The sequence below is a fragment of the Micromonospora sp. RB23 genome (assembly GCF_053585025.1).
Genome location: NZ_CM132111.1, coordinates 1,282,990 through 1,307,140 on the forward strand (window position 1 = coordinate 1,282,990; position 24,151 = coordinate 1,307,140).

21 protein-coding genes are annotated in these 24,151 nt (G+C 71.8%); 16 read left to right on the forward strand and 5 right to left on the reverse strand.

The window, feature by feature from the left end; all coding sequences use genetic code 11:
• The first annotated feature begins 291 nt into the window (after window positions 1–291).
• The gene (locus tag ACTFTM_RS05980) at window positions 292–1,059 is read left to right on the forward strand and encodes a G5 domain-containing protein (protein ID WP_449566554.1); all 768 of its coding nucleotides are present in this window, start codon (window positions 292–294) and stop codon (window positions 1,057–1,059) included.
• Between the two features lie 356 nt (window positions 1,060–1,415).
• On the opposite strand, the gene ACTFTM_RS05985 is transcribed toward ACTFTM_RS05980, so the two are convergent.
• On the reverse strand, window positions 1,416–2,162 hold the full coding sequence (locus tag ACTFTM_RS05985) for a hypothetical protein (RefSeq protein ID WP_449564848.1): 747 nt from the start codon (window positions 2,160–2,162) through the stop codon (window positions 1,416–1,418).
• Between the two features lie 254 nt (window positions 2,163–2,416).
• Between ACTFTM_RS05985 and ACTFTM_RS05990 the strand changes: the two genes are divergently transcribed.
• Window positions 2,417–3,082 (forward strand): hypothetical protein, encoded by a 666-nt coding sequence (locus ACTFTM_RS05990; RefSeq protein WP_449564849.1) that lies wholly within the window; start codon window positions 2,417–2,419, stop codon window positions 3,080–3,082.
• Between the two features lie 39 nt (window positions 3,083–3,121).
• Here the strand turns inward: ACTFTM_RS05990 and gabT are convergent, their stop codons facing one another.
• Together gabT and ACTFTM_RS06000 are read right to left on the reverse strand one after the other, a co-directional pair.
• Complete coding sequence (gabT, locus tag ACTFTM_RS05995; protein WP_449564850.1) at window positions 3,122–4,393, reverse strand: 4-aminobutyrate--2-oxoglutarate transaminase; 1,272 nt, start codon at window positions 4,391–4,393, stop codon at window positions 3,122–3,124.
• Between the two features lie 63 nt (window positions 4,394–4,456).
• Window positions 4,457–5,893, reverse strand: a complete 1,437-nt coding sequence (locus ACTFTM_RS06000) for a gamma-aminobutyraldehyde dehydrogenase (RefSeq protein WP_449564851.1) — start codon at window positions 5,891–5,893, stop codon at window positions 4,457–4,459.
• A gap of 94 nt (window positions 5,894–5,987) precedes the next feature.
• Here ACTFTM_RS06000 and ACTFTM_RS06005 point away from each other — a divergent pair, with 94 nt between their 5' ends.
• Window positions 5,988–7,475 (forward strand): aldehyde dehydrogenase family protein, encoded by a 1,488-nt coding sequence (locus ACTFTM_RS06005; RefSeq protein ID WP_449564852.1) that lies wholly within the window; start codon window positions 5,988–5,990, stop codon window positions 7,473–7,475.
• A gap of 15 nt (window positions 7,476–7,490) precedes the next feature.
• On the opposite strand, the gene ACTFTM_RS06010 is transcribed toward ACTFTM_RS06005, so the two are convergent.
• Together ACTFTM_RS06010 and ACTFTM_RS06015 are read right to left on the reverse strand one after the other, a co-directional pair.
• Window positions 7,491–8,228, reverse strand: a complete 738-nt coding sequence (locus ACTFTM_RS06010) for a hypothetical protein (RefSeq protein ID WP_449564853.1) — start codon at window positions 8,226–8,228, stop codon at window positions 7,491–7,493.
• A gap of 179 nt (window positions 8,229–8,407) precedes the next feature.
• Window positions 8,408–9,643 (reverse strand): SUKH-3 domain-containing protein, encoded by a 1,236-nt coding sequence (locus ACTFTM_RS06015; RefSeq protein ID WP_449564854.1) that lies wholly within the window; start codon window positions 9,641–9,643, stop codon window positions 8,408–8,410.
• A gap of 78 nt (window positions 9,644–9,721) precedes the next feature.
• Between ACTFTM_RS06015 and ACTFTM_RS06020 the strand changes: the two genes are divergently transcribed.
• From ACTFTM_RS06020 to manA, 13 genes are all read left to right on the forward strand, one after another.
• Window positions 9,722–10,144, forward strand: coding sequence for a YbaB/EbfC family nucleoid-associated protein (locus ACTFTM_RS06020; RefSeq protein WP_449564855.1), 423 nt, complete (start codon window positions 9,722–9,724; stop codon window positions 10,142–10,144).
• On the forward strand, window positions 10,141–10,473 hold the full coding sequence (locus ACTFTM_RS06025; protein ID WP_449564856.1) for a hypothetical protein: 333 nt from the start codon (window positions 10,141–10,143) through the stop codon (window positions 10,471–10,473). Before ACTFTM_RS06020 ends, ACTFTM_RS06025 begins: the two co-directional genes overlap by 4 nt.
• Window positions 10,474–10,489: 16 nt before the next feature.
• A complete protein-coding gene (locus ACTFTM_RS06030; protein WP_449564857.1) occupies window positions 10,490–14,863 on the forward strand; it encodes a toxin glutamine deamidase domain-containing protein in 4,374 nt (1,457 codons plus the stop codon).
• Between the two features lie 8 nt (window positions 14,864–14,871).
• The gene (locus ACTFTM_RS06035; RefSeq protein WP_449566555.1) at window positions 14,872–15,300 is read left to right on the forward strand and encodes a hypothetical protein; all 429 of its coding nucleotides are present in this window, start codon (window positions 14,872–14,874) and stop codon (window positions 15,298–15,300) included.
• A 130-nt stretch (window positions 15,301–15,430) separates the two neighbouring features.
• Window positions 15,431–16,024, forward strand: a complete 594-nt coding sequence (locus tag ACTFTM_RS06040; RefSeq protein WP_449564858.1) for a DinB family protein — start codon at window positions 15,431–15,433, stop codon at window positions 16,022–16,024.
• Window positions 16,024–16,680 carry a tetratricopeptide repeat protein gene (locus ACTFTM_RS06045; protein WP_449564859.1) on the forward strand — a complete coding sequence of 219 codons (657 nt, stop codon included), beginning with the start codon at window positions 16,024–16,026 and terminating at the stop codon, window positions 16,678–16,680. The genes ACTFTM_RS06040 and ACTFTM_RS06045 overlap by 1 nt, the downstream gene beginning before the upstream one ends.
• 424 nt (window positions 16,681–17,104) lie before the next feature.
• Window positions 17,105–17,800 (forward strand): endonuclease V, encoded by a 696-nt coding sequence (locus ACTFTM_RS06050; RefSeq protein WP_449564860.1) that lies wholly within the window; start codon window positions 17,105–17,107, stop codon window positions 17,798–17,800.
• Window positions 17,801–17,905: 105 nt separating this feature from the next.
• Window positions 17,906–18,943 carry a hypothetical protein gene (locus ACTFTM_RS06055; protein ID WP_449564861.1) on the forward strand — a complete coding sequence of 346 codons (1,038 nt, stop codon included), beginning with the start codon at window positions 17,906–17,908 and terminating at the stop codon, window positions 18,941–18,943.
• Between the two features lie 69 nt (window positions 18,944–19,012).
• A complete protein-coding gene (locus tag ACTFTM_RS06060) occupies window positions 19,013–20,398 on the forward strand; it encodes a phosphomannomutase/phosphoglucomutase (protein WP_449564862.1) in 1,386 nt (461 codons plus the stop codon).
• Window positions 20,399–20,458: 60 nt separating this feature from the next.
• Entirely contained in the window at window positions 20,459–20,644 is a 186-nt protein-coding gene (locus tag ACTFTM_RS06065; protein ID WP_007455824.1) for a Trm112 family protein, read from the forward strand.
• A complete protein-coding gene (locus ACTFTM_RS06070) occupies window positions 20,641–21,837 on the forward strand; it encodes an SIS domain-containing protein (protein WP_449564863.1) in 1,197 nt (398 codons plus the stop codon). The genes ACTFTM_RS06065 and ACTFTM_RS06070 overlap by 4 nt, the downstream gene beginning before the upstream one ends.
• 58 nt (window positions 21,838–21,895) lie before the next feature.
• Window positions 21,896–22,903 (forward strand): cation diffusion facilitator family transporter, encoded by a 1,008-nt coding sequence (locus tag ACTFTM_RS06075; protein ID WP_449564864.1) that lies wholly within the window; start codon window positions 21,896–21,898, stop codon window positions 22,901–22,903.
• Window positions 22,904–22,907: 4 nt separating this feature from the next.
• Window positions 22,908–24,071, forward strand: a complete 1,164-nt coding sequence (manA, locus tag ACTFTM_RS06080) for a mannose-6-phosphate isomerase, class I (protein WP_449564865.1) — start codon at window positions 22,908–22,910, stop codon at window positions 24,069–24,071.
• The last annotated feature ends 80 nt before the right edge of the window (window positions 24,072–24,151 follow it).

A 24,151-nucleotide genomic window follows, 5' to 3' on the forward strand; every position in this document is an offset into this window, starting at 1 on the left:
TGACGGCTTGCTGACAGGTTTTTGAGGGCCGGGCTGGAGTTTTGGGCGGGTGGTCTGGGGGTTGCGGGATTTGGTCGTTTGGCGGGTGTTTCGCCGCGCGGCAGCCGCACTATCGGCCACGGCTTGACGGGCCTAACGGGTCGGTCGACCTGTCGACTTGTCACCCGGCCGGCTCGGTCGGCGATGCAGGTCGCGCCCACCGATTGATCTACGGCAGGCAAACGGCGCAGGCAATGAGCGCGACGGTGGATATTGCGGACAGTGATTGCGACGACACTTCTCCGCGTGACGATGCAACCACCACCGGGGCCTGGGCATCCACCGCCGTACGGCCCCGGACCGCAGCCATCCGCCGTCCCGAACTGGTTCCGCCGTGCCAGCCCCGGCCGCCGCGCCGCCGTGATCCTCGGCTCGGTGCTGCTCTCCGTCCTGCTGCTCTGCTGTGCCGGCACCGCCATCGTCGGCGCGCTGGCCGGCGATCCGGACCCGAAGAGCACGGGCACCGCCGCCGACGAGGCGCAGCGACCCATCGTCGCGGCGCCCGCCGAACCGACACAGGACGCGCTCGCCGAGGCCCAGTCCGCGGAGGTGACACCCTCCAGTCCCGAGCCCTCCACTGCCGCGCCCTCGAGTGCCGCGCCCGCGCCGGTGGTGCGGGTGACGACCGTGACCGAGCGGGCGACGATCCGCCACGGTGCGCGCACCGTCAAGGACGCCTCGCTGGCCGAGGGCAAGCGGGTGGTCCGCACGAAGGGCGTGGACGGCGTACGGACGCTGACCTACGAGGTGACCACCACCGACGGCGTGCAGACCGGCAAGAAGCTGGTCAAGTCCACCGTGACCAAGCAGCCGGTCACCGAGGTCGTCGCCGTCGGCACGAAGAAGAAGTCCAGCTCCAACTGCGACCCGAACTACAGCCCCTGCGTCCCCATAGCCAGCGACGTCGACTGCCTTCCTGGCTCCGGAAACGGCCCCGCCTACGTCCGCGGAACGGTGAAGGTGATCGGCGAAGACATCTACAAACTGGACCGCGACAACGACGGCTACGGCTGCGACTAACCCCCGCCCCTCCCTCCCCGCCCCCTCCCCGCCCCGCGCCCGCCCTCCAGTCGCGTCGATCATGGAGTTGTGGTGGGCGGAAGCCACCAATTCGAGGCTTTCCGCCGGCACCACAACTCCATGATCGACCCCGTCGGCGAGGCGGGCTATAACACGTCCGACGCCTCTTCGGGGGTTTTGCACAGGGCTGGTCTTTGTCCACAGGGCGTGGGGGTGGGGGTGGAGGGGGCGGGGCCCGGTGACGCAGATTCCGCGGTATGGCGGAGCGTTTGTATCGATACCCGGAGCTACTCAATGCTGGCCTCAGTCGCGAGCAGGTGCGCAGGATCGTTGGGCTATCCCAACTGCACCGGCTGTCACGGGGTGTCTACGCGCCATCGGCCGACCGGGGCGGGCATCTGCCGGCGATCTTCCGGCGTCTGCCGGACACCTCTGTGGTCGGCTTCCACACCGGTGCGCAGCTGCATGGCTTTGGCGACATCCGGAGCTCCGACGTGCACGTCATCGTGCCGGCTGGGGAGCGCGTGCCACACATCCGGGGAGTCGTAACCCACGAGTCGGTGCTGCCCGTAGACGACCCGGTGCTTCTGGGTGGTGTTCCCTGTGCGCCTGCTGCCCGATGTGCGGTGGATCTGGCGCGGTCCGTTCGCCGAATGGACGCGATGCCACTGCTGGACCTGTGTCTTCGGGTCGGCGCTTGCCAACCTGACGAACTCCTGGTCGAGGTCGCTCGGCACGATCGCCTGCGTGGGATCTGTCAGGCGCGCGAACTCGTCGGCCGCGCTGATCCACGGGCAGAGTGCCGACAGGAAAGTCAGCTTCGCCTTGTGTTGATCGACGGCGGTCTGCCGGCACCAGAGCCTCAGCTGTGGGTTCCGGACAGCAACGGGATACCTCTCTACCGCCTCGACCTTGGCTACCGGAAACATCGAGTCGGTATTGAGTACGACGGGATGTCCCATCTCGACCGCGCTCGCCTCCAGGGCGACCGCGCTCGAATGAACTGGCTCGCCGCCAACGGATGGCAGATGCGCTATTTCACCGATCTCGACCTCTACCGCCGCCCTACCCACATCATCCGAACCCTGAGCCCTCTCCTCCACCCCTAACCGCTCCCGAACACCCCCCACCCCGCCCCCGTCCCCCCCGGTCCCCCCACCCCCAGTCCGCGTCGATCATGAAGTTGTGGTGCTTCCCCTAAGGTGCGAATCGGTCCGTAACGCCCACCAGAACTCCATGATCGACGGGCTTGACGGTGGGGGTGGGGGCGCGCGGGGGGCGGGGGCGGGGTGAACGGTTGGGGGGTTGTATCCGTACCAGGGGCTGACGGACATTGGCTAGGGCGGGAGTTACGGCGATGAAGGTGCAGCGAAAGCACGTGCTGGCGGCGACCGTGGCGGTGGTCGCCGCGGCGGGCGTGGCGGTGGGGACCGGGTTCGGGTTCGCCGACACCGCCCCGGCACGGTCGTCCGCCTGCTCCGGCTCGGTGACTTTTTCGGCGGAGGCCGGCGCGCCGGCGGCGACCAGTGACCGGTTTCCGGTGGGTACGCGGCTGCGGGTGACCAACCTGGACAACAACCGTGCGGCCACGGTGACGGTGACCGGCCCGTCGGGGAGTTGTGTGCTGCTCAACGCTGCCGCCATGGAGCTGGTGCGGGAGCCGGGCAAGAACGTGATCCGTCGCAACGTGGTGGAGAGGTTGGACGGCGCGGCAGCCCAGCCCGCCCCCGGCGGGGTACGCCCCGGTTCCGCCTCGCCCGCCGCGCCGCGTCCGGTGCCCGGCTCGGCCTGCTCCGGTGCGATCACCTTCTTCGCCGAGAACGCCGCCCCTGCGGCGACGAGCGGGCAGTTCCCCGTCGGTACGCGGCTGCGGGTGACGAACCTGGACAACAACCGGGCGACCACGGTGACGGTGACCGGACCGTCGGGCAGTTGTGTGCTGCTCAACACCGCCGCGATGGACCAGATCCGCGAGCCGGGCAAGAACCTCGTCCGCAACAACACGGTCGAGGTGCTGCGCTGACGTGTGTGGAGGGGCCCGCGTCGGGCCCCTCCACGGTCGTCACCCGAACGCCGCGTCGAGGATGTCGGCGCCCCGGGTGAGCTGCGCGTCGGAGATGACCAGCGGCGGTAGGAAGCGCAGCACGTTGCCGTACGTGCCGCAGGTCAGGGTGAGCAGGCCGGCGGCGTGGCACGCTGCCGAGATGGCCGCCGTGGCGGTCGGGTCGGGGACGAGGGTGCCCGGCTGGACCAGTTCGACGGCGAGCATCGCGCCGCGCCCGCGTACCTCGGCGATCCGGGGATCCCGCTCGGCGACGGCCCGGAGCCGGGGTGCCAGCACGGATTCGATCCGGCGGGCCGCCCCCGCTAGGTCCTGTTCCCGCATGGTCTCGATGGTGGCCAGCGCGGCGGCGCAGGCGATCGGGTTGCCGCCGTACGTGCCGCCGAGTCCTCCCACGTGCACCGCGTCCATCAGCTCCGCCCGGCCGGTCACCGCCGCGAGGGGCAGCCCACCGGCGATGCCCTTGGCGAGGGTCACCAGGTCGGGTTCGACGTCCTCGTGCTGGCAGGCGAACCAGTCGCCGGTCCGGCAGAAGCCGGTCTGGATCTCGTCGGCGACGAAGACCACCCCGGCGGCCGTCGCCCACGCGCGCAGCGCGGGCAGGAAACCCGGCGCGGGTACGACGAAACCGCCCTCACCCTGGATCGGCTCGATGAGCAGCGCGGCGACGTTCTCCGCGCCGACCTGCTTCTCGACGATCTCGAGGGCCCGTGCGGCGGCGTCCGCCCCGGAGAGCCCGCCGTCGCGCAGCGGGTACGACATCGGCACCCGGTAGATCTCCCCGGCGAACGGCCCGAACCGGTGCTTGTACGGCATGTTCTTCGCGGTCAACGCCATGGTCAGGTTGGTCCGGCCGTGGTACGCGTGGTCGAACACCACCACTGCCGGCCGCCCGGTGGCGTGTCGGGCGATCTTGACGGCGTTCTCCACCGCTTCGGCGCCGGAGTTGAACAGCGCCGACCGCTTCTCGAACCCGCCGGGCGTGAGCGCGTTGAGCTGCTCGCACACCGCCACGTACGACTCGTACGGCGCGACCATGAAGCACGTGTGGGTGAACCGTTCGACCTGGGCGCGGACGGCCTCGACCACCTTCGGCGCGGAGTTCCCGACGCTGGTCACCGCGATGCCGGCGGCGAAGTCGATCCACTGCCGCCCGTCGACGTCGGTGATCGTCCCGCCGGAGGCGGAGTCCACGTAGGACGTGATGACGCTGCCAACGCCGCGGGCGACCGCCGTGCCCCGCCGCTTGTGCAACTCCTCAGACGTCGCCACCGCGCCGCTCTTCGTTCGCGACTGCGGGGCTCGCAAACCCGGCTCACTCCTCGCGCTCACCGGTCAGCCCTCGATGTTGTGCATGACGTGCTTGATCCGGGTGTAGTCCTCCAGGCTGTAGACCGACAGGTCCTTGCCGTGCCCGGAGTGCTTGAAGCCGCCGTGCGGCATCTCGGACACGAACGGGATGTGGGTGTTGACCCAGACGCAGCCGAAGTCGAGCCGTCGGGTCATCCGCATGGCCCGCCCGTGGTCGCGGGTCCAGACCGATGCCGACAGGCCGTAGTCGACGCCGTTGGCCCAGCGCACCGCCTCGTCCTCGTCGGAGAAGCGCTGCACGGTGATGACCGGACCGAACACCTCGTCCTGGATGATCTCGTCGGCCTGCCGCAGCCCGGAGACCACGGTCGGCGTGTAGAAGTAGCCGCGCTCGCCCTGCCGGGCGCCGCCGGTCTGGAGCGCCGCGTGGTCGGGCAACCGGTCGACGAAGCCGCTGACCCGGGCGAGCTGGTTCGCGTTGTTCAGCGGGCCGTAGAGCACGTCGGCGTCGTCCGGCGAGCCGGTTTTCGTGGCGCGGGCCTGCTCGGTGAGCGCCGCCACGAAGTCGTCGTGGACGCCGGGACCGGCCAGCACCCGGGTCGCCGCCGTGCAGTCCTGCCCCGCGTTGAAGTAGCCACCGACCGCGATGGCCTCGGCCGCCGCTGCCACGTCCGCGTCGTCGAAGACCACCACCGGGGCCTTGCCGCCCAGCTCCAGGTGGGTGCGCTTCAGGTCGGGGGCCGCCGCGGCGGCCACCTCCATGCCCGCGCGGGTCGAGCCGGTGATCGACACGAGCTGCGGGGTCGGGTGGGACACGAGGGTACGACCGGTGTCGCGGTCGCCGCAGACGACGTTGAACACCCCCGGCGGGAAGAATTCGGCGGCGATCTCGGCGAGCAGCAGCGTCGACACCGGCGTGGTGTCCGACGGCTTGAGGACGACCGTGTTGCCGGCGGCGAGCGCCGGGGCGATCTTCCAGATGGCCATCATCAGCGGGTAGTTCCACGGGGTCACCTGGGCGCAGACCCCGATCGGCTCGCGCCGCACGTACGAGGTGTGCCCGGCCAGGTACTCCCCGGCCGAGCGCCCCTCCAGCAGCCGGGCGGCCCCGGCGAAGAACCGGAACTCGTCCACCGCCGGGGGCAGCTCCTCGTCGGCGGTGAGCTGGCGGGGCTTGCCGGTGTTGCGTACCTCGGCGTCGACCAGGTCGGCGGCCCGTGCCTCCACGGCGTCGGCGAGCTTGAGCAGCGCCCTCTGCCGCTCGGCCGGGGTGACCTCCCGCCAGCTCTCGAAGGCGGTGGCGGCGGCGCTCATCGCCGCGTCGACGTCGGCGGGGCCGGAGACCGGCGTCTGCGCGAACACCTCCCCGGTGCAGGGGTCGACCAGATCGGCGTACCCGCCGTCGGCCGGGTCGACGTAGGAGCCGTTGACGAAGTTGCGCAGCTTCTGCTGGTCACTCATGACGGGATCACTCCGAGGGGGCCGGGGATGCGGTCTGCGGCGGTTATCGCAATCTGTCTGCCATCTTCGCTACTGAATCCGCAGCAGACAAGGGATGCGGCGACTGTTTCCGTCGGCTGCTGTTCCGTCTACGCTGCACGGCGTGGAAGCCACACCCTTCTTCGTCGCCTCCCGTCCCGCCTCCGGCACGGGCGAGCTGACCGTGCACCATCCGTACGACGGTCGCGCGGTGGGGCGTACCACAGTTGCCACCGCCGACCAGGTCGAGGCCGCTGTCGCGGCAGCGGCCGGGGTGGCCGCGCAGGCCGCGGCCCTGCCCGCGCACGTCCGCGCGGCGGCCCTGGACCACGTCTCCCGGCGGCTCGCCGGGCGTGTCGACGAGGTCGCGGCACTGATCACCGCCGAGAACGGCAAGCCGGTCAAGTGGGCGCGCGCCGAGGTCGGGCGGGCGGTGTCCACCTTCCGGTGGGCCGCCGAGGAGGCCCGCCGTTTCTCGGGGGAGATGCAACGACTCGACACCGATCCGGCCGCCACCGGCCGGATCGCACTGGTCCGGCGGGTGCCGAAAGGACCGGTGCTCGGCATCGCGCCGTTCAACTTCCCGCTCAATCTGGTCGCGCACAAGGTCGCCCCGGCCATCGCCGTGGGCGCGCCGATCATCGTCAAGCCGGCCCCGGCGACGCCGCTGTCCGCGCTGCTCCTCGGCGAACTGCTGGCCGAGACAGACCTCCCGGCCGGCATGTTCTCGGTGCTGCCGCTGCCCAACGACCGCGCCGCCGAACTGGTCGCCGACCCGCGGCTGCCGGTCGTGTCGTTCACCGGGTCCGGGCCTGTCGGGGCCGCGATCCGGCGGCAGGTGCCGGAGAAGCACGTGACGCTGGAACTGGGCGGCAACGCGGCGGCGGTGCTCTGCGCGGACTGGGCGTCCGCCGACGACCTGGACGCCGCGGCGCAGCGCATCGCCACCTTCGCCAACTATCAGGCCGGTCAGTCGTGCATCGCCGTCCAGCGGGTGTACGTGCACCACGCGCTGCACGCCGACTTCCTGCCCCGGCTGGTGGCGGCGGTACGCGCGCTGCGCACCGGCGACCCCGCCTTGGAGTCGACCGACGTCGGACCGATGGTCTCCGAGGACGCGGCCCGCCGGGTCGACGCGTGGGTGTCCGAGGCGGTCGTGGCCGGCGCGACGGTCGAGGTGGGCGGCGTGCGCAACGGCGCGTCGTACCCGCCGACCGTCCTCACCGGCGTCCCGGCGGACGCCAAGGTCGTCGCCGAGGAGGTGTTCGGGCCGGTGCTGGTGGTCACCCCGGTCGCCGACGACCAGGCCGCGTTCGCCGCGGTCAACGATTCGGCGTACGGGTTGCAGGCCGGCGTGTTCACCCGGCGACTGGACGTGGCCTTCGCCGCCGCGCGCACCCTGGAGGTGGGCGGCGTGATCGTCGGCGACGTGCCGTCGTACCGGGCGGACCAGATGCCGTACGGCGGGGTGAAGGGCAGCGGTGTCGGCCGGGAAGGGCTGCGCAGCGCGATGGACGACTACACCGAGCCGCGCGTCATGGTGCTGACCGGGCTCGACCTCTAGGCTCTCTCGGCTCAGCTACTCGGTGAACACCTTCACGGTGTCGGACAGCCCGTCGTTGCGGTTGATGCCGACGAAGAATTCGCTTCCCACATGGGTGACATCTTCGATCTCGTCAACCAGGTTGTTGCTCGGGATTCCGATGTCGCTCTCCACATCGCTTCCCGACCAGTTGTACTGGTACACCCAGTTCCAGCCGGTGGAGGGAGTCGAGGTGTTGATCGACTTGGTGTTCCAGATGTAGTTCTCCGAGCAGTCGATGCCCTGGTCGGAACGATTGTCGTGGCTCGTCAGGTTGCTCTTGACCAGCGTCCATCCACTGGTGAGCGCGCCAGCGCCGGGATGGGTCCACAGGCTGCCCAACCGCCTGGCCGCGTACTTGCCCGCACCGCCGGCGGCCGTCGCGCTGTAGCAGAACCCGCTGATGTCGCCGACCGGCAGACGAACCTCACCGGCCGTGCCGATGACCCCGGCGGTGGTCAGGCGAATGATTGTCACCTTGTCGCTCAGGAACGCGGACTGGCTTCCCTGGGCGGCAATCAGGGCCGGGCCCTGGCCCAGATAGTTCGCGTTGTAGGCGAGGTCGTTACCGTGCCCGAGGGTCGGGATGGAGGTGGGGGCCCCGGAGCAGACCCAGCTGGCGCCGTCCCAGGTCGAGCCGTCACGCAGCCACCGGGACAGGACCGGCTCCGCGCCGGCCGCCTTCGTGAAGACGATGTAGAGCTGACCGCCCGGCCCCGCCACCATGCCCTGCATGACCGTGCGCCCGGCCCTGCACGCACTGCTGTTCGGGATGTCCAACCGGACCGCCCCACTCCGGTCGGTAGCGGCGGAGGCAGCCGTCGCCGGGAGGACGGCGATTCCGACCGCAAGTGCGAGCACGGCGGCGACGCCCGATAGTTTCGTCAATTCGGTGTCTCTTCTCCAGAGGGGGCCTAGGCCCAGGTGCCGTCGTCGCGCACCCGGGCGGGGGCGCGGCCGAGCAGCAACGTGGTGAGCGCGGCGTCGATGCTCTCGCCGAGGAACCAGTCGCCGGCCTGGTCGAGGGCGAAGGCCCGGCCCCGCTCGTCGACGGCGAGGATGCTGTCCTGCTGCTCGGTGCCGATCGGAAAGAGCCGTACGCCGAGCACCGCGCCGAAGTCAGCGAGCGTGTCGGCGGTGTGCGCGATCATGTGCGGACGGATGTCGAAACGGGAGATCCACACCTGCTCGCCCGGGCCGCGCCGGGCACCCACCAGGCTCGGGAACGCGGTCAACGCCTGCACGGCGGCGGGGAAGACCTCGTGCCGGTGGCTCCTCCCCGGCACGGCGGTCACGTCCCGCACACCGGCCGCCGCCATGATCTGGTCGCCGATGTGCGGTCGCCAACCCGCCGCCACCAGCGCGTTCGCCACCTCGGGCGGAAAGCGCCCCGGGTCGGGGTCGGGCGCGGCCGGGGCGCGCCACGTCTCCGTGTAGGCCCGTGCCGCCTCCGGCAGGACGTTGGCGCGCACCAGGAACGCGATGCACGAGTCGCAGGGCAGCTCGGCGACGCCGCCGGCCGGGTCGCCCGGCTCCCGGATCCGGAAGATCTCGAAGCGGGCGGCGTCGAGCAGGGCCGCGGCCTCGGCCCGCCCCATCGGTTCGATGCCCTCGGCCGCTCGGCGGTGGTCGTACTCGTGGAGCACGTCGGAGACCACGATCAGCTCGGCGTGACACTCGACGCCGCGCACCAGCTCGCCCGCGGGCCTCTCGTCCAGGTAGGCGCGCACGAGCGGGTGGTGGTTCAGGGTGGCGGGGCCTCTCGTGCCCTGGGCCGTCCAGATGCGGCCGTCGAGGGTCAGGTGCGCCACCGTGTTCGGCGTCGGACCCCGATGGATCTCCCGGATCAGCAGGCTCGACGCGTCGACCGTGCGCGGCGCGGTCGGCCCGTCGGGCTGACTGCGCCGGTACAGGTCCGCCACCACCGTGGACGGCACCCGGGGCCAGGTGGTGACCTTTCCGGTGCGCTTGTCGATGACGGTCGTCGGCAGGTCACCGGGGATCGCCCGGGCTCCGCTCGACACGATCGAGGTGACGACGAAGCCGAGGTCGAACTCGTCGACCACCGCGGTGCACTCGTGGCCGAGGCGCTGTGAGTCGCGCCGAGCCCAGGCGGATGCGAGCTGCTCGGCCTGCTGACGGTCGATCACACATCGAAACTACCGGACTACACGGATCGATGGCGGCCGGTATGGTCTTGGATACCGACGGTGACGGGAGGAGCGGCGGTGAGCGAACGTGTGGACCGGGACGCCAATCGCGAGCTACGAGCCCGATTCGACGACGTGTACGGCCAGTACCAGCAGCTCAGGTCCGGTTTGGACAATCTTGCGGCGCGACTCGCCGAGCTGCGGGTGACCCGCCGCTCACCGGATGGCCACATCACGGCGACCGTCGGCGCGCAGGGCCAGGTCATCGAGGTCGTCCTGGCTCCGGCCGTCTACCGGGTCCGCGACGCCGAGGCGCTGGGCCGGAAGATCACCGAGACGATCCAGGCCGCCGTGGCGGCTGCCACCCAGGCCACCCAGGCCCTGGTCGCCGAGACCATGCCGGCCGGCGCCGGCTCGGCGGACTTCCTGCGTACCGGCGATTTCGGCGCGTTGCTCGGCCGCGCCGACGCCCTGCTCGGTCGCCGTGAGGGCCCGGCATGAGCGACGGACAGCTCTGGCTGGACGTGTCCCGCGCCCGGCGCGGCGGCAAGGACCTGGCCCTGTCCGGCGAGGCGGTGACTGCCCGCCGCGCGGCCGAGGGCGGCGAGATCGAGGCCGCCAGCGGCGCCCGCCCGTGGGGACGCGACGACATCGGCGCCGCGTTCGAACGGAGCTACCGCGGCATCGAGCAGACCGTGCTGCGCGCCTGGGCCGGCGTCGGTCAGCGGCTCACCGAGCTGGGCGTCGACGTGGTCAGCGCCGTCGACGCGAGCGTGCAGACCGACCAGAGCAGCGCCGCCCGGCTCGACCGGGCCGCCGACCAGCGCTGACGGCGGGGCGATCCGGATGAGCGTGCTGCCCAGTCCGATCCCGCACCCACTGGACTACGCGCCCTGGGACGTACCCGGCTGGATCTACGAGGCCCTCGACTGGGCCGTCGGCGTGCAGTGGCCCGAGGGCAATGAACGGGCCGTCTGGGACCTCGCCGACCGCTGGTACGCGGTCGCCGGTGTCCTCGCCGGCCCGCACGCCGACGCCGCCGCGGCCGCCACCGAGGTACGCACCGGATACGGCGGCGTCGGCGCTGTCGACGCCGCCTTCGAGGCGGCCTGGCGGGGCATCGCCGAGGGCGACGACGCGCCCCTGCCGGTGCTGCTCGCGGTCGCCGCCGACCTGGGCCGCCTGGTCGAGGAGTGCGGCTGCGACATCGAGGGTGCCAAGATCGAAGTCTGGATCGAGCTGGGGATCCTGGTGATCGAACTGCTCTCGGTGGCGGTGGCGGCGCTGCTCACCGCCGGCGCGGCGTCCCCGGCGGCCGGCGCGGCCGTCACCGCGACCCGGCTGCTCATCCAGCAGATCTTCAAACGGTTGATGGGACAACTGGCCAGCAAGGCACTGCGGCGCGGGCTCAAGGAGGCCGGCGAGCGCGCGGCCAAGGAGATCGCCAAGGGCGGCGTGAAGGGGCTCGCGAAGCGCGCCACCCGGGAAGGGCTGGAGGAGGCGGCCGAGGAGTCCGGGATCAGCCTCGCCACGCAGGCGTACCAGAACTCGACGGGCCGGGCCCACGGCGTCGACCTGACCGACCTCGGCGCGTCGGCCGTCGGCGGGCTCGCCGGCGGCGCGGTCGCGCCACTGGCCGGCCTGGGCCGCCACGCGACCGGCCGCGCGGCACGTGTCGGCGAGCACCTGGGTCGGGAGATGACCGGCGAGATGCTGGCCGAGAGCGCCGCCAGCGTCGCCACCGGGCAGGGCCTGGCCTCGGTCGACGACGTGGTACGCGCCGCCGCGTCCGGCGTCACCGGCTCGACGACCGCGCAGACCGACCACGCCCTCCAGGCACGCCTCCGCGCACAGGCCGACGCGCTGGCCGGGGCGTCTCTCGCCGGCCCGTCGCTGCCGATCCCACCCCCACCTCCGGAACTCGCGGCGTCCGGGCCGGTAGCGTCCGGGCCGGTGTCGTCTCCGTCGGTGGCGTCCGGGCCGCTGTCGCCATCGGTGATGTCGACAGGGGACGGTGCCCAGACGGTGGGTGCGGACGTCGCCGGTACGCCGGGGCGCGCAGCAGCCGACGCCCAGGGGCTTTCAGCCGACGGGCGCGGCGCGAGTCCAGCAGTGTCGGAGGTCGGGCTCTCGGCCGTTGCCGAGCCGGGACATTCCGCCGTCGCGGCGGCGCCCACGCTCTCGGGGTTCAACGCGCCCGTCGGCGGTGCTGTCGACCCGGCCGGCGGGCCAGGTGTCGGCGTCGCCCCGGCTGTCACCCCGGCGGCGATCGACCCGGCCGGCGTCGCCCCGGGCATCAGCGGCTCCGTACCCTCGTCGACCGGTCTGCCCGGGGCCGCCTCGGCCGTGTCACCGTCGGTTCCGGCGACCCCGGCGGCTTCGCTGACCACAGCGGTCGGACCATCGTCGGGTTCCCTGCCTTCGGCCTCCGTGACCCCGTCGACCGGGCCGGCGTCGGCGTCCCTGCCAACGGCCGTGGGGGCGGTGCCTCCGGTCGGCCCGGCGACGGCGAGCACCGCCGGCCCCTCGGCGTCCATCGCGTCCGCCGGCCCTGCCCCGGCCATCGCGCCCTCGGTGGCGTCCCCGCTCACATCCATCGGGCCGACGGCCGGCGCGTCACCCGACGCCGTCGGCAGGCATGGCGCAGCCGTGACCCCGGCGGACGGCAGCACGGTGGTCGCGCCGACGGGTCGGCACTCCGCACCCGAGTGGTCCGCGACGCGGGAGGCGGTCGCGCCGGCCCGCGTACCCCGGCAGAGGGCCCGCGCTCGTGCGTCGGTGCCCGTCGACGTGGTGGCGTTCGGCGACCCGGTGGAGCCCACGACCGACGTCAACGACTGGTACGCGGCCCAGTGGCTGGCCGAGGCGGAGGCCGCCGAGCGGCGGCGCTACCAGGGCCACTTCGAGGCACAGCGGATCGGCTTCGAGAACAACCGCCGGCAGGCCGAAGCCGCCCGGCTGCGGGCGCGGGCGGCGGAGCACGACCGCAGGGCTGTCGAGTACGCCAACTACGCCCGACAGTTGCACCAGGCCGGTCACCGACAGTGGGCCGACGGCTGGCAGCGGGCGGCAAACGACGAGACACGCGCGTACGCCCACTGGCGTGACCTGGCCAACGACGTCCTGGCCGGCATCACCGCGCCGCCGGTCATCGACCTGGCCGACGGGGCATTCGCACACGCCAACAGCGACGTGGGCTCTCTCGCGCTCGGCGCGGTGGAGACCAGCGGCCCGTCCCGACTCACCGGCGACGACGTCCCCCCGCCGATCGACGACTCCCGCCCGTACGGGCAGCCGGGCGGGCTTCGGCCGCCACTCGCGCTGCACCAGGTCGACGTCGAGCGACAGATGCCACGCGAGCGCGACGGCACCGTCAGACGTACCGCCGACCCGCGCCAGGGCGGCTGGTTCCGCCTGCTGAACGACGGAGGTCCCCAGGCCGACGCCACCCGTGGCATCAACTGCCTGGACTGCACCCTGTCACTGTTCGAGACCTGGGTGCACGGGCGACCGCGGGTGTCCGCGCCGCGCACCTTCGACGGCTACCTGGACGGCGACATCCGACGTCCGATCCGTGGCGAGGCGGGTGGGCCGGGCCGGGTCGAGGACGTCACCGGCGGCCGATTCCAACGCGTACTCGCGCCGGGTCAGCCGTCAGACCCGGCGCAGGCCCGGCAGGGGTATGCCAATCTGCACGACCAACTGCTGCTGGGCGGGCACGGCAGTTACGCGTTCCTGATCACCGAATGGGCCGGCGGCGGCTCGCACGCCTGGGTGGCACTCAACCAGAACGGCACGGTCCTCTACGTCGACCCGCAGACCGGCCTCGTCCGTGACCGCCCGCTCTACCCCGACGTGGTCGGCATCGACGCGCTCGTACTGGGCGGAGACGGCCGGCCGATGCCGCTCGGCGGGCTGCCCCGGGGCCGGTTCAGCGAACGCCCCGACCTGCCGACCCACCCACCCGGGTACGACGACGGCGGCCACGGCGACCCGTACGTCAACCGCATGTACCTGCTGCTGGACGGCCCGGGCTCGGTCCCCGACGGCCTGCCGTCGGATGCACGCGTAAGTCAGCCACTCGCGCAGGCCGGCAGTCTTGACGAGGTCTTCTCGGCCGGGATGAGTCCCGCCGAATTCGCGAGGGCGGTGGATCCGTCCAGCCTCCGGCGGCTGGTGCCCACCCTCGACGACGCGGCCGCGCAGGACGTGTCGCGGCTGTTCGCCGACACCCGCGTCCGCGAGATGCTGGACACTGCCCTGCGAGAGCCACCCCGCAATGAGCCGAAGCTTGCCGAGACGTTGGCCCGGCAACTGGCGCAGGCACCGGATCTGGCCCGGATGATCCTCGCCACCCCGGAACTGGCGAACTCACTGACGGCCCGACCGCTGACGCTGCACCACCTGGCGAGCCACCCACAGGCCATCGACGCGCTCGCCGAAGTGCTCGACGACATCAACGCGCGGGGTGCCGCTGGCGTCGGGGTCACAAGGTCAGGCGAGCCCATCAGAGTTATGACATCTCCACAGCAGACACCTCTGACGGATGTTCAGCGGATGATCAGCGCGAGTATCCGGGTGCCGGACGACCCGCCTGTTCAACCGGGATTCGACAAGCGTCGCCAAGCTGACCCGATCTACCGTCAGCACTACCTCGACAGCCTCTACGTGAAGGCGGCGGTTGCTCAGACGGAGCTGAATCAGCTTGCAGTATCTCTTGCGCACCTCGATGGTCGCCGCGTTGGTGAGCCTGGGTGGCGTACCGGGCCAAAGGATCGGAGACGGGCCGAGGACAAGGCGGCCAAGCGCCAGGGCGATGTATCTCGTTTGCTGGATCTGGCCGCCGCAAAGGTCGAATTTCGGTCGCTCGACGATCTCTACAGCGCTCTGGAGCGGTTAGGCGCTCACCCCGATGTCCAAATCGTGAGTTGTGAGGATCGATTTCTGTCACCGGAGGACAGCGGCTACCGGGACATACAACTCGTGCTCAAGACGCCGAGCGGCCACCTCGCGGAGTTCCGTCTGCACCTGGCAGCGCTCGATGCAGTAGCGGTCTGGGAACATGCGCTCTACGAGGTACGTCGCGACATCGACGCCTTGGCCCGCATCGAGGGCCGAGTGTTGACGGGGCGCGAGGCTGCGATTGTGGATGGCATCCTCCAACGCGAGCAGCAGTTGTTCTGGGAAGCGCTCCAATCGACTTACGAGGAGAACACCTAGTGGTGCAGATGCCCGGTCTGGTTCTTCCGTCCTACTACCTCTACCACCAGTCTCCCGTCAAGATCGTGGAGACACCCGACGGTGGTGCTCGGGTGTGGCGGGTTGCCATCGACACGGGAGGCTGGCAGGCGAAGAACGACCTCTTCGCGGAGATTGTCTTCGACGTCGGTGGAGATGTTTTCCGGCGCACCCAGGAGGAGTTTGTGCAGGAAGTGGAGCGGTTCCGCGCTCACTACCTCGTCGGCGAAGGTCCGGTCTTCGCTCTGTACGAGACCGTGCAGGCACTGAGGGATACGGCCAAGGCCGAGGGGCGGCACCTGACGCCGCACGAGCAGGCTCTCATCCGGGGGATTCGACAGCGAACCTTCGTTATGTTCGAGGAGCAACTTCGGGCGGCCGGCGATCCGGGTGCCGACCCCGATCTGGCTACCCGCTAGTTCGGGATCATCGCGCTCGGCGTCGGCCTCTACGTAGGACTTCCGCCGGCTCTCCTGTCACGGTTCCCGCTAGCCAGCGCGGACGGCCGGCCGGTTGCCGGCGTTGACGGGCATCGACGAGAGTCGCCGTATGGCTGATTCACGCGCCGAGGCGACGACCGCCGAAGGCGAACCCACGCGGACCTTCGGTTGGTCGTACCTGTTCGTCCATCCGGACGACGACCCACGCTCGGACGGCAACTTCGCCGACGAGCGGTCCGTTCTCGTCGAGTACCTGCGCGACCAACGCCTCACCTTCGAGTTGAAGTGCGACGGCCTGACCGTCGAGCAGTTGGCTCGGCGCTCGGTGCCACCGTCGACGATGTCGCTGCTCGGGTTGATCCGTCACCTGGCCGAGGTGGAGCGCGGCTGGTTCCGCAGGACGATGGCCGGCCAGGCGGCACCGCGCATGTACTGCTCCGACGACGATCCGGACGGCGACTTCGACGGCGCGGTCGCCGATCCGGCGGTGGTCGACGAGGCGTACCGGGCCTGGCGTACGGAGGTGGCGTTCTCCGAACGGTTCGTCAGCGAGGCCGCGGATCTCGACGTGCAGGGGCGGCAACGCGACGGCAACGTGATCGTGCTGCGCAGGCTTCTGGTGCACATGATCGAGGAGTACGCGCGGCACAATGGCCACGCCGATCTCCTACGCGAGCGTATCGACGGAAGGGTGGGTCAGTGATGGCCGAGGGATTCGACGTCCGGTTGACGCGGGCGCAGGAACGCTACGAGCAGGCGGTCTTCGGTGGCGACGCGACGTCGTTGGGCGAGGCCGAGCGGGATCTCGTGGCGTTGGAGGCGGACACGGCTCTGGCCCGTGGACGGCTGTTGCACGCGCGGTTCCTGGAGAGCGGCGCGGAGGACGCGGCCGAGCTGTCGCTCTTCGAGCGGGCGGCGCAGCTCTACCGCGAGGTGGGCGACGCCCGTGGCGAGGGTGAGGCGCTGTTCTGGGTGGGCACGGTCCACCAGGTGATCCGGCAGGACCAGGCCACCGCCGATCCGGCCTTCGTCCGGGCGCGGGAGTTGGCGACCGAGGCGGGGGACGAGCTGACCCTCTCGTACGTCTTGCGGCACCTCTGCTTCGGTGAGCAGGCCGCCGGTCGGGTCGAGGCGGCGCGGGAGCTGCTGGAGGAGTCGACGCGGTTGCGGCGGAAGGTGTCCTTCACGCCGGGGGTGGCGGCGAATCTGATCGGTCTGGCGGACCTGGCGGCGAGCGATGGTGACCGGGACGCCGCCCGTGGCTTGCTCGACGAGGCCACGTCACTGGCTACCGGCAGCGGCGCGTACGGCATCGTCCGGTGGATCGACGAGGCCCGCGACGAGCTGAAACTCGCCTGATCGCGGTTCGGCGAGCGGGTTCCGCGGCGGCCGTCGGTCCGGGTGGTCCGGTGGCGGTTCGGCCCTCCCCGCAGCGCGGAACGGCGGTTGCCCGCGCGTATTAACATCGCTCCATGGCGAGATCCACTACCGGCAGCAGCAGGTCCGGTTTCTGGGCGTGGGCGGTTGGCCTCCTGTTCGGCCTGGCGATCGGCATCCCTTCGTTCGGCCCGAAGGGAGGGGTGGCGTTCGGTGTCGCCACGGCCGTGGTCGTCGGTGTCGCTTTTGGTGCTACCCGGAGGCGGGTCGACGGCGACGCCGATGGAGAGCCTGTCGGGGCGTCGACTCCGACCCAGGACGTGTGATCGACGCGACATCGCCGATCTCGGGGCGTCCGGGGGCACGGGACACCGCGACATCGCCGACGTCGAGTAGATCAAGGGCGGTGCCGGCGCTGACGCGGGCTCCGCGCTCGGTCGCGGAGGCGGTGGCCGTACAGGAGGAGTTGCGGCCGCTCGTCGACCCGGTCGGGCCCGGCCCGGCCGCGCCGGAGACGGTGGCCGGCCTGGACGTGGCGTACGCCGAGAGCGGTGGCCTGCTCGCGGCCGCCGTGACCGTGTTGGACGCCCGGACGCTGGCCGTGGTGGATTCGGCGGTCAGCGTGGGCCGGCCAGCGTTCGACTATGTGCCGGGGCTGTTCGCCTTCCGCGAGATGCCGGCTCTGCTCGCCGCCCTGGGCAGGTTGAAGACCGTCCCGGACCTGCTGGTCTGCGACGGGCACGGGGTGGCGCATCCGCGTCGGTTCGGGCTGGCCTGTCACCTCGGGGTGGTCACCGGCCTGCCCGCGATCGGGGTGGGGGAGACGCCGCTGGTCGGCGAGTGGGTTGCGCCGTCCGCCGAACGGGGCGCCTGGTCGCCGTTGCGCGACGGGGGTGAGGTGGTGGGCCGGGTGCTGCGTACCCGGGACGGGGTGAAGCCGGTCTTCGTGAGCGTGGGGCACCGGATGAGTCTGGAGAACGCCACGGCCCGGGTGCTCGCGTTGACTCCGCACTATCGCCTCCCCGAGACGACGCGCACCGCCGACCGGCTCTGCCGCGACGCTCTCGCCCAAGCCGGACCTGGCGGCGAGCGTGGGTCGTAAACCGTAACGCCGCACACATGCCGACCGCTCTGTGACAGGTGGCGAAAGTGGTCCGGTAGTAGCCTGGCCGGCGGACCCCACCCGGGGAGGAACGGTGAGGTGATCATGACGCTGCGTCGACGCGCCGCACGGCTCGCGACGGTCTGCGGCCTGTTGGTCGGCCTGGTGATGCTCGGCGCGTCACCCGCGCTGGCCGACGACGACTCGGTCCGGGTGGGCGCGGCCAGCAGCTTCGCCGCCGGAGGTTCTCCCCAGGGAGTGAACGTCGCGGTCCGCAAGCGCACCGCGGGATGCGTCCTGCTGCGGACGGCTGTCGGGCTGAGCCTCGAGGGTCTGCGGCCCGACCAGGTGACGGTCCAGGTCGCCGTGGGCGGGAAATGGGTGCCGGTGAGTGTCTCCGGTGGTGGCGGCAACGTGACGACCGGGCAGACCTCGCCGGCCAAGCCGACGTTGTGCAAGGGCAAGGGAATCACCGTGCGGTACCGGGTGGCGTTCGCCGCCGGTACGTCGGGAGGCCGGCTCTACGTGACCGGGGTGGGTCTGACCGCTGCCGGCCAGCAGTTGGGGAACGCTACGGACGAGGCGAAGGTCGTCGGGCGGCTCTCGCCGTCGCCCACCCCGACGCCGTCGAAGAAGCCCACCCCGACACCGAGCCCGACCGAGGTCGCGGCGGCGGGAGAGGTGGTGGACCCCGCCGCACTCGGCGCGACCGCCGCAGCACCCTCCACGACGGCCGTGGCCGCCGAGTCCGGCGGTGGCTCGCCGATCATGTTCTTCGGCATCGCGATGGTGGCGGTGGGTGCGCTGCTGATCGTGCTGCTGGTCCGCCGCTCCCGGCAGGACCGCACGCCGACCGACGAGCCCGGCCCGCTGCCGGGCAACCCCGGTGGGACCACCTACCGCGCCGGCGGTGGGTCGCCGGCCGCGCCCGGTCACCCCGGTCCGGTGTACGGCCAGCAGCCGCCGGCCGTGCCCGTCCCGAGGCCCGCCCCCGGGGGCGTCTACGGAGCGCGACCTGCCACGCCCCCGCCGGACGCCACTCAGGTCATGCCGGGCGCACCCGGCGACCCGGGTGCTGGGCGCCGGCCCGACGACCCGGACGGCGGCGACCACACCGTGTTCATGCCCCGGCTCCCCGGCTGAGCGGGGCGGGGCCCGGACGCTCCGATACGCTCAGGTTCGTTGGAAACCTGCGGCCAAGGAGCGGAACTAGTGTCTGATCTGTCCCAGATCGTCAAGGCGTACGACGTCCGAGGGACGGTGCCGGACCAGTGGGACGAACGGGTCGCCGAGGCACTCGGGGCCGCCTTCACCCAGCTGCTCAACGCCACTGACGAGCCCGGTGACGCCGTCGTCGTCGGGTACGACATGCGGGCCAGCTCGCCCGGCCTGGCGTCCGCCTTCGCCGCCGGCGTACGGGCCGAGGGCCGCTCCGTGATCGAGATCGGGCTCGCCTCCACCGACCTGCTCTACTTCGCGTCCGGCTCGCTCGGCCTGCCCGGGGCGATGTTCACGGCCAGTCACAACCCGGCGCAGTACAACGGCATCAAGATGTGCCGCTCCGGCGCCCGCCCGATCGGCCAGGACAGCGGCCTGGCGGAGATCCGTGACCGGGCGCAGGCGATGCTGGACTCCGGTGCGTCCCGCCCGGCGGGCGAGCCGACCCAGCCGGCCGAGCGGCGTGACCTGCTCCCCGACTATGCCGCGTACCTGCGCAAGCTCGTCGATCTCTCCGGCATCCGGCCGCTGAAGGTGGTGGTCGACGCCGGAAACGGGATGGGTGGCTACACCGTCCCCACCGTGCTCGGCGAGGCCGCGCTGTCGGCCCTGCCGCTGGAGATCGTGCCGCTCTACTTCGAGTTGGACGGCAGCTTCCCCAACCACGAGGCGAACCCGCTGGACCCGGCGAACCTGGTCGACCTCCAGCGCGCCGTGGTCGAGCACGGCGCCGACATCGGCCTGGCCTTCGACGGCGACGCCGACCGGTGCTTCGTGGTCGACGAGCGCGGCGAGCCGGTCTCGCCGTCGGCGATCACCGCGCTGGTCGCGGCGCGTGAGCTGGCCAAGCACCCGGGCTCCACGGTGATCCACGGTGTGATCACCTCCAACGCGGTCGCGGAGATCATCCGTGAGCACGGTGGCGAGCCGGTGGTGGCCCGGGTCGGTCACTCGTTCATCAAGGCGGAGATGGCCCGGACCAACGCGGTCTTCGGCGGGGAGCACTCCGCGCACTACTACTTCCGGGACTTCTGGTTCGCCGACACCGGCATGCTGGCCGCGATGCACACGCTGGCCGCGCTGGGCGAGCAGTCGCTGCCGCTGTCCGTGCTGGCCGGCGAGTACGAGCGCTACGTCGCCTCCGGTGAGATCAACTCGACGGTCGCCGACCAGGCCGCGGCGGTGGCCGACGTGCGGGCCGCGTACCCGGACGCGACGGCCGACGAGATGGACGGGCTGACGCTGCGCTTTCCCGACGGCGCCTGGTTCAACCTGCGCGCCTCCAACACGGAGCCGCTGCTGCGGCTCAACGTCGAGGCACCTACCCGCGAGCGGATGGTCTCGCTCCGGGACGAGGTGCTCGACCGCGTTCGCCGATAAGATCGCCTGCGCCGGTCGGCACCGCCGTCGGTGACCCGCACTCGTGGAAGGAGCCGTGCCATGGCCCTGGATCCGCAGTTGCTCGAGATCCTCGCCTGCCCGGACACGCACCACGCCCCGCTGACGTACGACGCGGAGGCGCAGACGTTGACCTGCACGGAGTGCGGCCGGATCTTCGAGGTCCGCGACGACGTGCCGGTGCTGCTCCTCGACGAGGCGCGTGGCGGCCCCGGGCAGCAGTCATGATCGACGGCACGGCTGGGGTCAGCGGGCGGCGCGACGCCGACGAGGCCCTGCTCGACAACCCGAACGCGCTGGCCGAGCACGACCCGGGCGACATGCTGCGGCACACCGCCTCGGCCGGAGCGCAGGTGCGCGAGAGCGCGGCGCTGGCCGCCGAGGCGAACCTGGCCGTGCTCGCCGACGACGGGCGGCCCCGAGCCGTGGTGATCGCCGGTATCGGCACGGCCGGGCGTACCGGTGACGTGCTGGCCACGGTCGCCGGGCCGCGCTGCCCGGTCCCGATCATCGGGCACCGCAGCGCGGGCGTACCCGGTTGGGTGGGCGCCGCCGACGTGGTCATCGCAGTGAGCGCGTCCGGTCGCAGTCCGGAGGCGCTCGGCGCCGCCGAGGCCGCGCACCGGCGCGGCGCTCGGCTGGTCGCGGTGGGCGCACCGGACTCGCAGTTGCAGTCGGTGGCCGAGCGGGCCCGCGCGCCGTTCATCCCGGTGCCCCGACGGGCGCCGGCCCGGGCCAGCCTCTGGGCGCTCACCGTGCCGGTCCTGCTGGCGGCGCGTTCGCTCGGCCTGGTGAAGGTCAACGAGGCGGACCTGGCGGAGACGGCGGCCCGGCTCGACGCGGACGCCGACCGCTGCCGGTCCGCCGCCGAGTCGTTCGTCAACCCGGCCAAGTCGCTGGCGTTGGGCCTGGCCGGCTCGATCCCGATCGTGTGGGGCTCGTCGCCCCTGGCGACCGTTGCGGCCCGCCGGTTCGGCGACACCCTGTCCGCGAACGCCCGCTACCCGGTGGTCACCGGCGCGCTGGGCGAGGCCGGACGGGGGCGGGTGGGTCTGCTGGACGGCGTCTTCGGCGGCCTGGCCGAGGGCGAGCGCGACATCTTCGCCGACCCGTCGGACGACGACGGCGAGGGCACGCGGCTGCGGTTGGTGCTGTTGCGTGACGGCGGGCTCAACGCCGAGGACGACACGGACGAGCCGCTCGCGGTCGAGGAGCGCCGCGCGGACGCGGTGCAGACCCTCGCCGAGCGCCGAGGCGTGCGGTGTGACGTGGTGACCGCCGAGGGCGGGTCGGCTCTGGAACGGTTGGCCTCGCTGATCGCCGTGCCGGACTTCGCTTCGATCTATCTTGCTCTGGCACATGGGTTGGACCCGATGGCCGTACCGGCCATCACCGAGATGAAGGAGCTGTCGAACCAGTGAACGCACCCAGGGGGCGGCGCGGCACGTACGTCACCACGACGCGAAGCGGAGTGGCGGCGTGAGCGCGAACGGCGGGACGAAGGCGATCGTCGCCGCCCTGCTGGCCAACGTTGGCATCGCCGTCACCAAGTTCATCGCGTTCCTGCTCTCCGGGTCCTCGTCGATGTTGGCCGAGGCGGTCCACTCGGTCGCCGACTCCGGCAACCAGGGTCTGCTGCTGCTCGGCGGCAAGCGGGCGAAGCGCGCGGCCACGCCGGAGCACCCGTTCGGGTACGGCCGGGAGCGGTACATCTACGCGTTCATCGTGTCGATCGTGCTGTTCAGCATCGGTGGCCTGTTCGCCCTCTACGAGGCGTACCACAAGTGGTCGGATCCGCACGGCATCACCGAGTGGCAGTGGCTGCCGGTGGCGGTGCTGGTGGTGGCGATCGGCATGGAGTCGTTCTCCTTCCGGACGGCGATCAAGGAGTCCAACCACATCCGGGGCAAGCAGTCCTGGGTGCGGTTCATCCGCCGGGCCAAGGCCCCGGAGCTGCCGGTGGTGCTCCTGGAGGACTTCGGCGCACTGGTCGGCCTGGTGTTCGCGCTGTTCGGCGTCGGCATGACGCTGGCCACCGGGAACGGTCGGTGGGACGCCGCCGGCACCGCGATGATCGGCATCCTGCTGGTGGTCATCGCCTTCGTGCTGGCCATCGAGACTAAGAGCCTGCTCCTCGGTGAGGGTGCCGAGCAGCAGGACCTGGCCGCCATCGAGCGGGCCATCACCGGGGGCCCCGAGGTGGAGCGCATCATCCACATGAAGACGCTCTACCTGGGTCCGGAAGAGCTGATGGTGGCCGCGAAGATCGGCGTACCGGCCTGCGAGAGCGCGCAGGACCTGGCCCGCGGCATCAACGCCGTGGAGGCGCGTATCCGTACCGCCGTGCCGATCGCCCGGGTGATCTACCTGGAGCCGGACATCTACAGCGTCGCCGCCGCCGAGGCCGGCACCGGCGCTGCCGCCGACACCGCCGTACCGCAGCCGGAGGAACCTGCGGGCGAGGCGGTCGGTCGGCCCGGGGTCTGAGACGGTGGAACCGCTGTACGGACCGATCCGGGACTACGCCTGGGGGTCCCGCTCCGCCATCGCGCTGTTGCAGGGGCGTCCGGTGCCCAGCCCCGGCCCGGAGGCGGAGCTGTGGTTGGGCGCCCACCCGGGGGCCCCGGCCAGCGTGGAGCGTGCCGGGGTCCGGGTGAGCCTCTGTGACCTGGTACGCGACGAGCCGGGGCAGTGGCTGGGTCAACGGGTGGCCGACCGGTTCGGCACCCGGTTGCCGTTCCTGCTCAAGGTCCTCGCCGCCGACTCGCCGCTGAGCCTGCAGGCCCACCCGGACGCGGAGCAGGCCCGGGCGGGGTTCGCGGCGGAGGCGGACCTGCCGGCGGGGGAGCGCAACTACTCCGACCCGCATCACAAGCCGGAGTTGTTGGTCGCGCTCACCCCGTTCGAGGCGCTGTGCGGCTTCCGCGATCCGGTGGAGTCGGCCGAGGCGCTCGCGGCGTTCGGCGTACCCGAGTTGGCGCCCGTGGTCGACGCGCTGCGGACCGGACCCCCGGGCCTGCGCACGGCGGTGGGGACGCTGCTCGGCTGGCCGGTCGCGGAGCGCGACGGGCTGCTGCGGGCCGTCGTGACGTCGGCGGCCGACGGCCCGGACGCCGAGTTGGCCCGCCGGCTGGCGAAGGCCTATCCGGACGACCCGGGCGTGCTGGTGGCGCTGCTGCTGCACCATGTGCGGCTGGTGCCGGGCGAGGCGATCTGGATGCCCGCGGGCAACCTGCACGCGTACCTCAGCGGCTGTGGCGTCGAGATCATGGCGGCCAGCGACAACGTGCTGCGCGGCGGTTTCACGCCGAAGCGGATCGACGTGGACGAGTTGGTGCGGGTGCTGCGTTTCGAGGTGCTCGACGATCCGGTGCGCGCCGCTCGGCACGTCGCACCGGGGGTGGACTGCTGGGCGGTGCCGGTGGACGACTTCGCGCTGCACCGGGTGCGGGTCGGCGCGGATGTGCCCGAGGCCGCACTGGCGCTGCCCGGTCCCCGGGTGGTGCTCTGCGGCGCCGGCTCGGTGACGGTCGACGACGGGGCAGGCGCTCTGACGTTGACGTCCGGTCAGGCGGCGATCGGCACGGCGGCCGGTGAGCCGCTGCGGATCAGTGGCGAGGGCGAGGCGTACGTGGCGACGTCGGGGCTGCGTTGACTCGACACAAGTCCGACTTTCCCGGAATAGCTTGACTCAGCTTTGGCCGAGTGTGACTCTATGGGTACGCAGCGTCATCG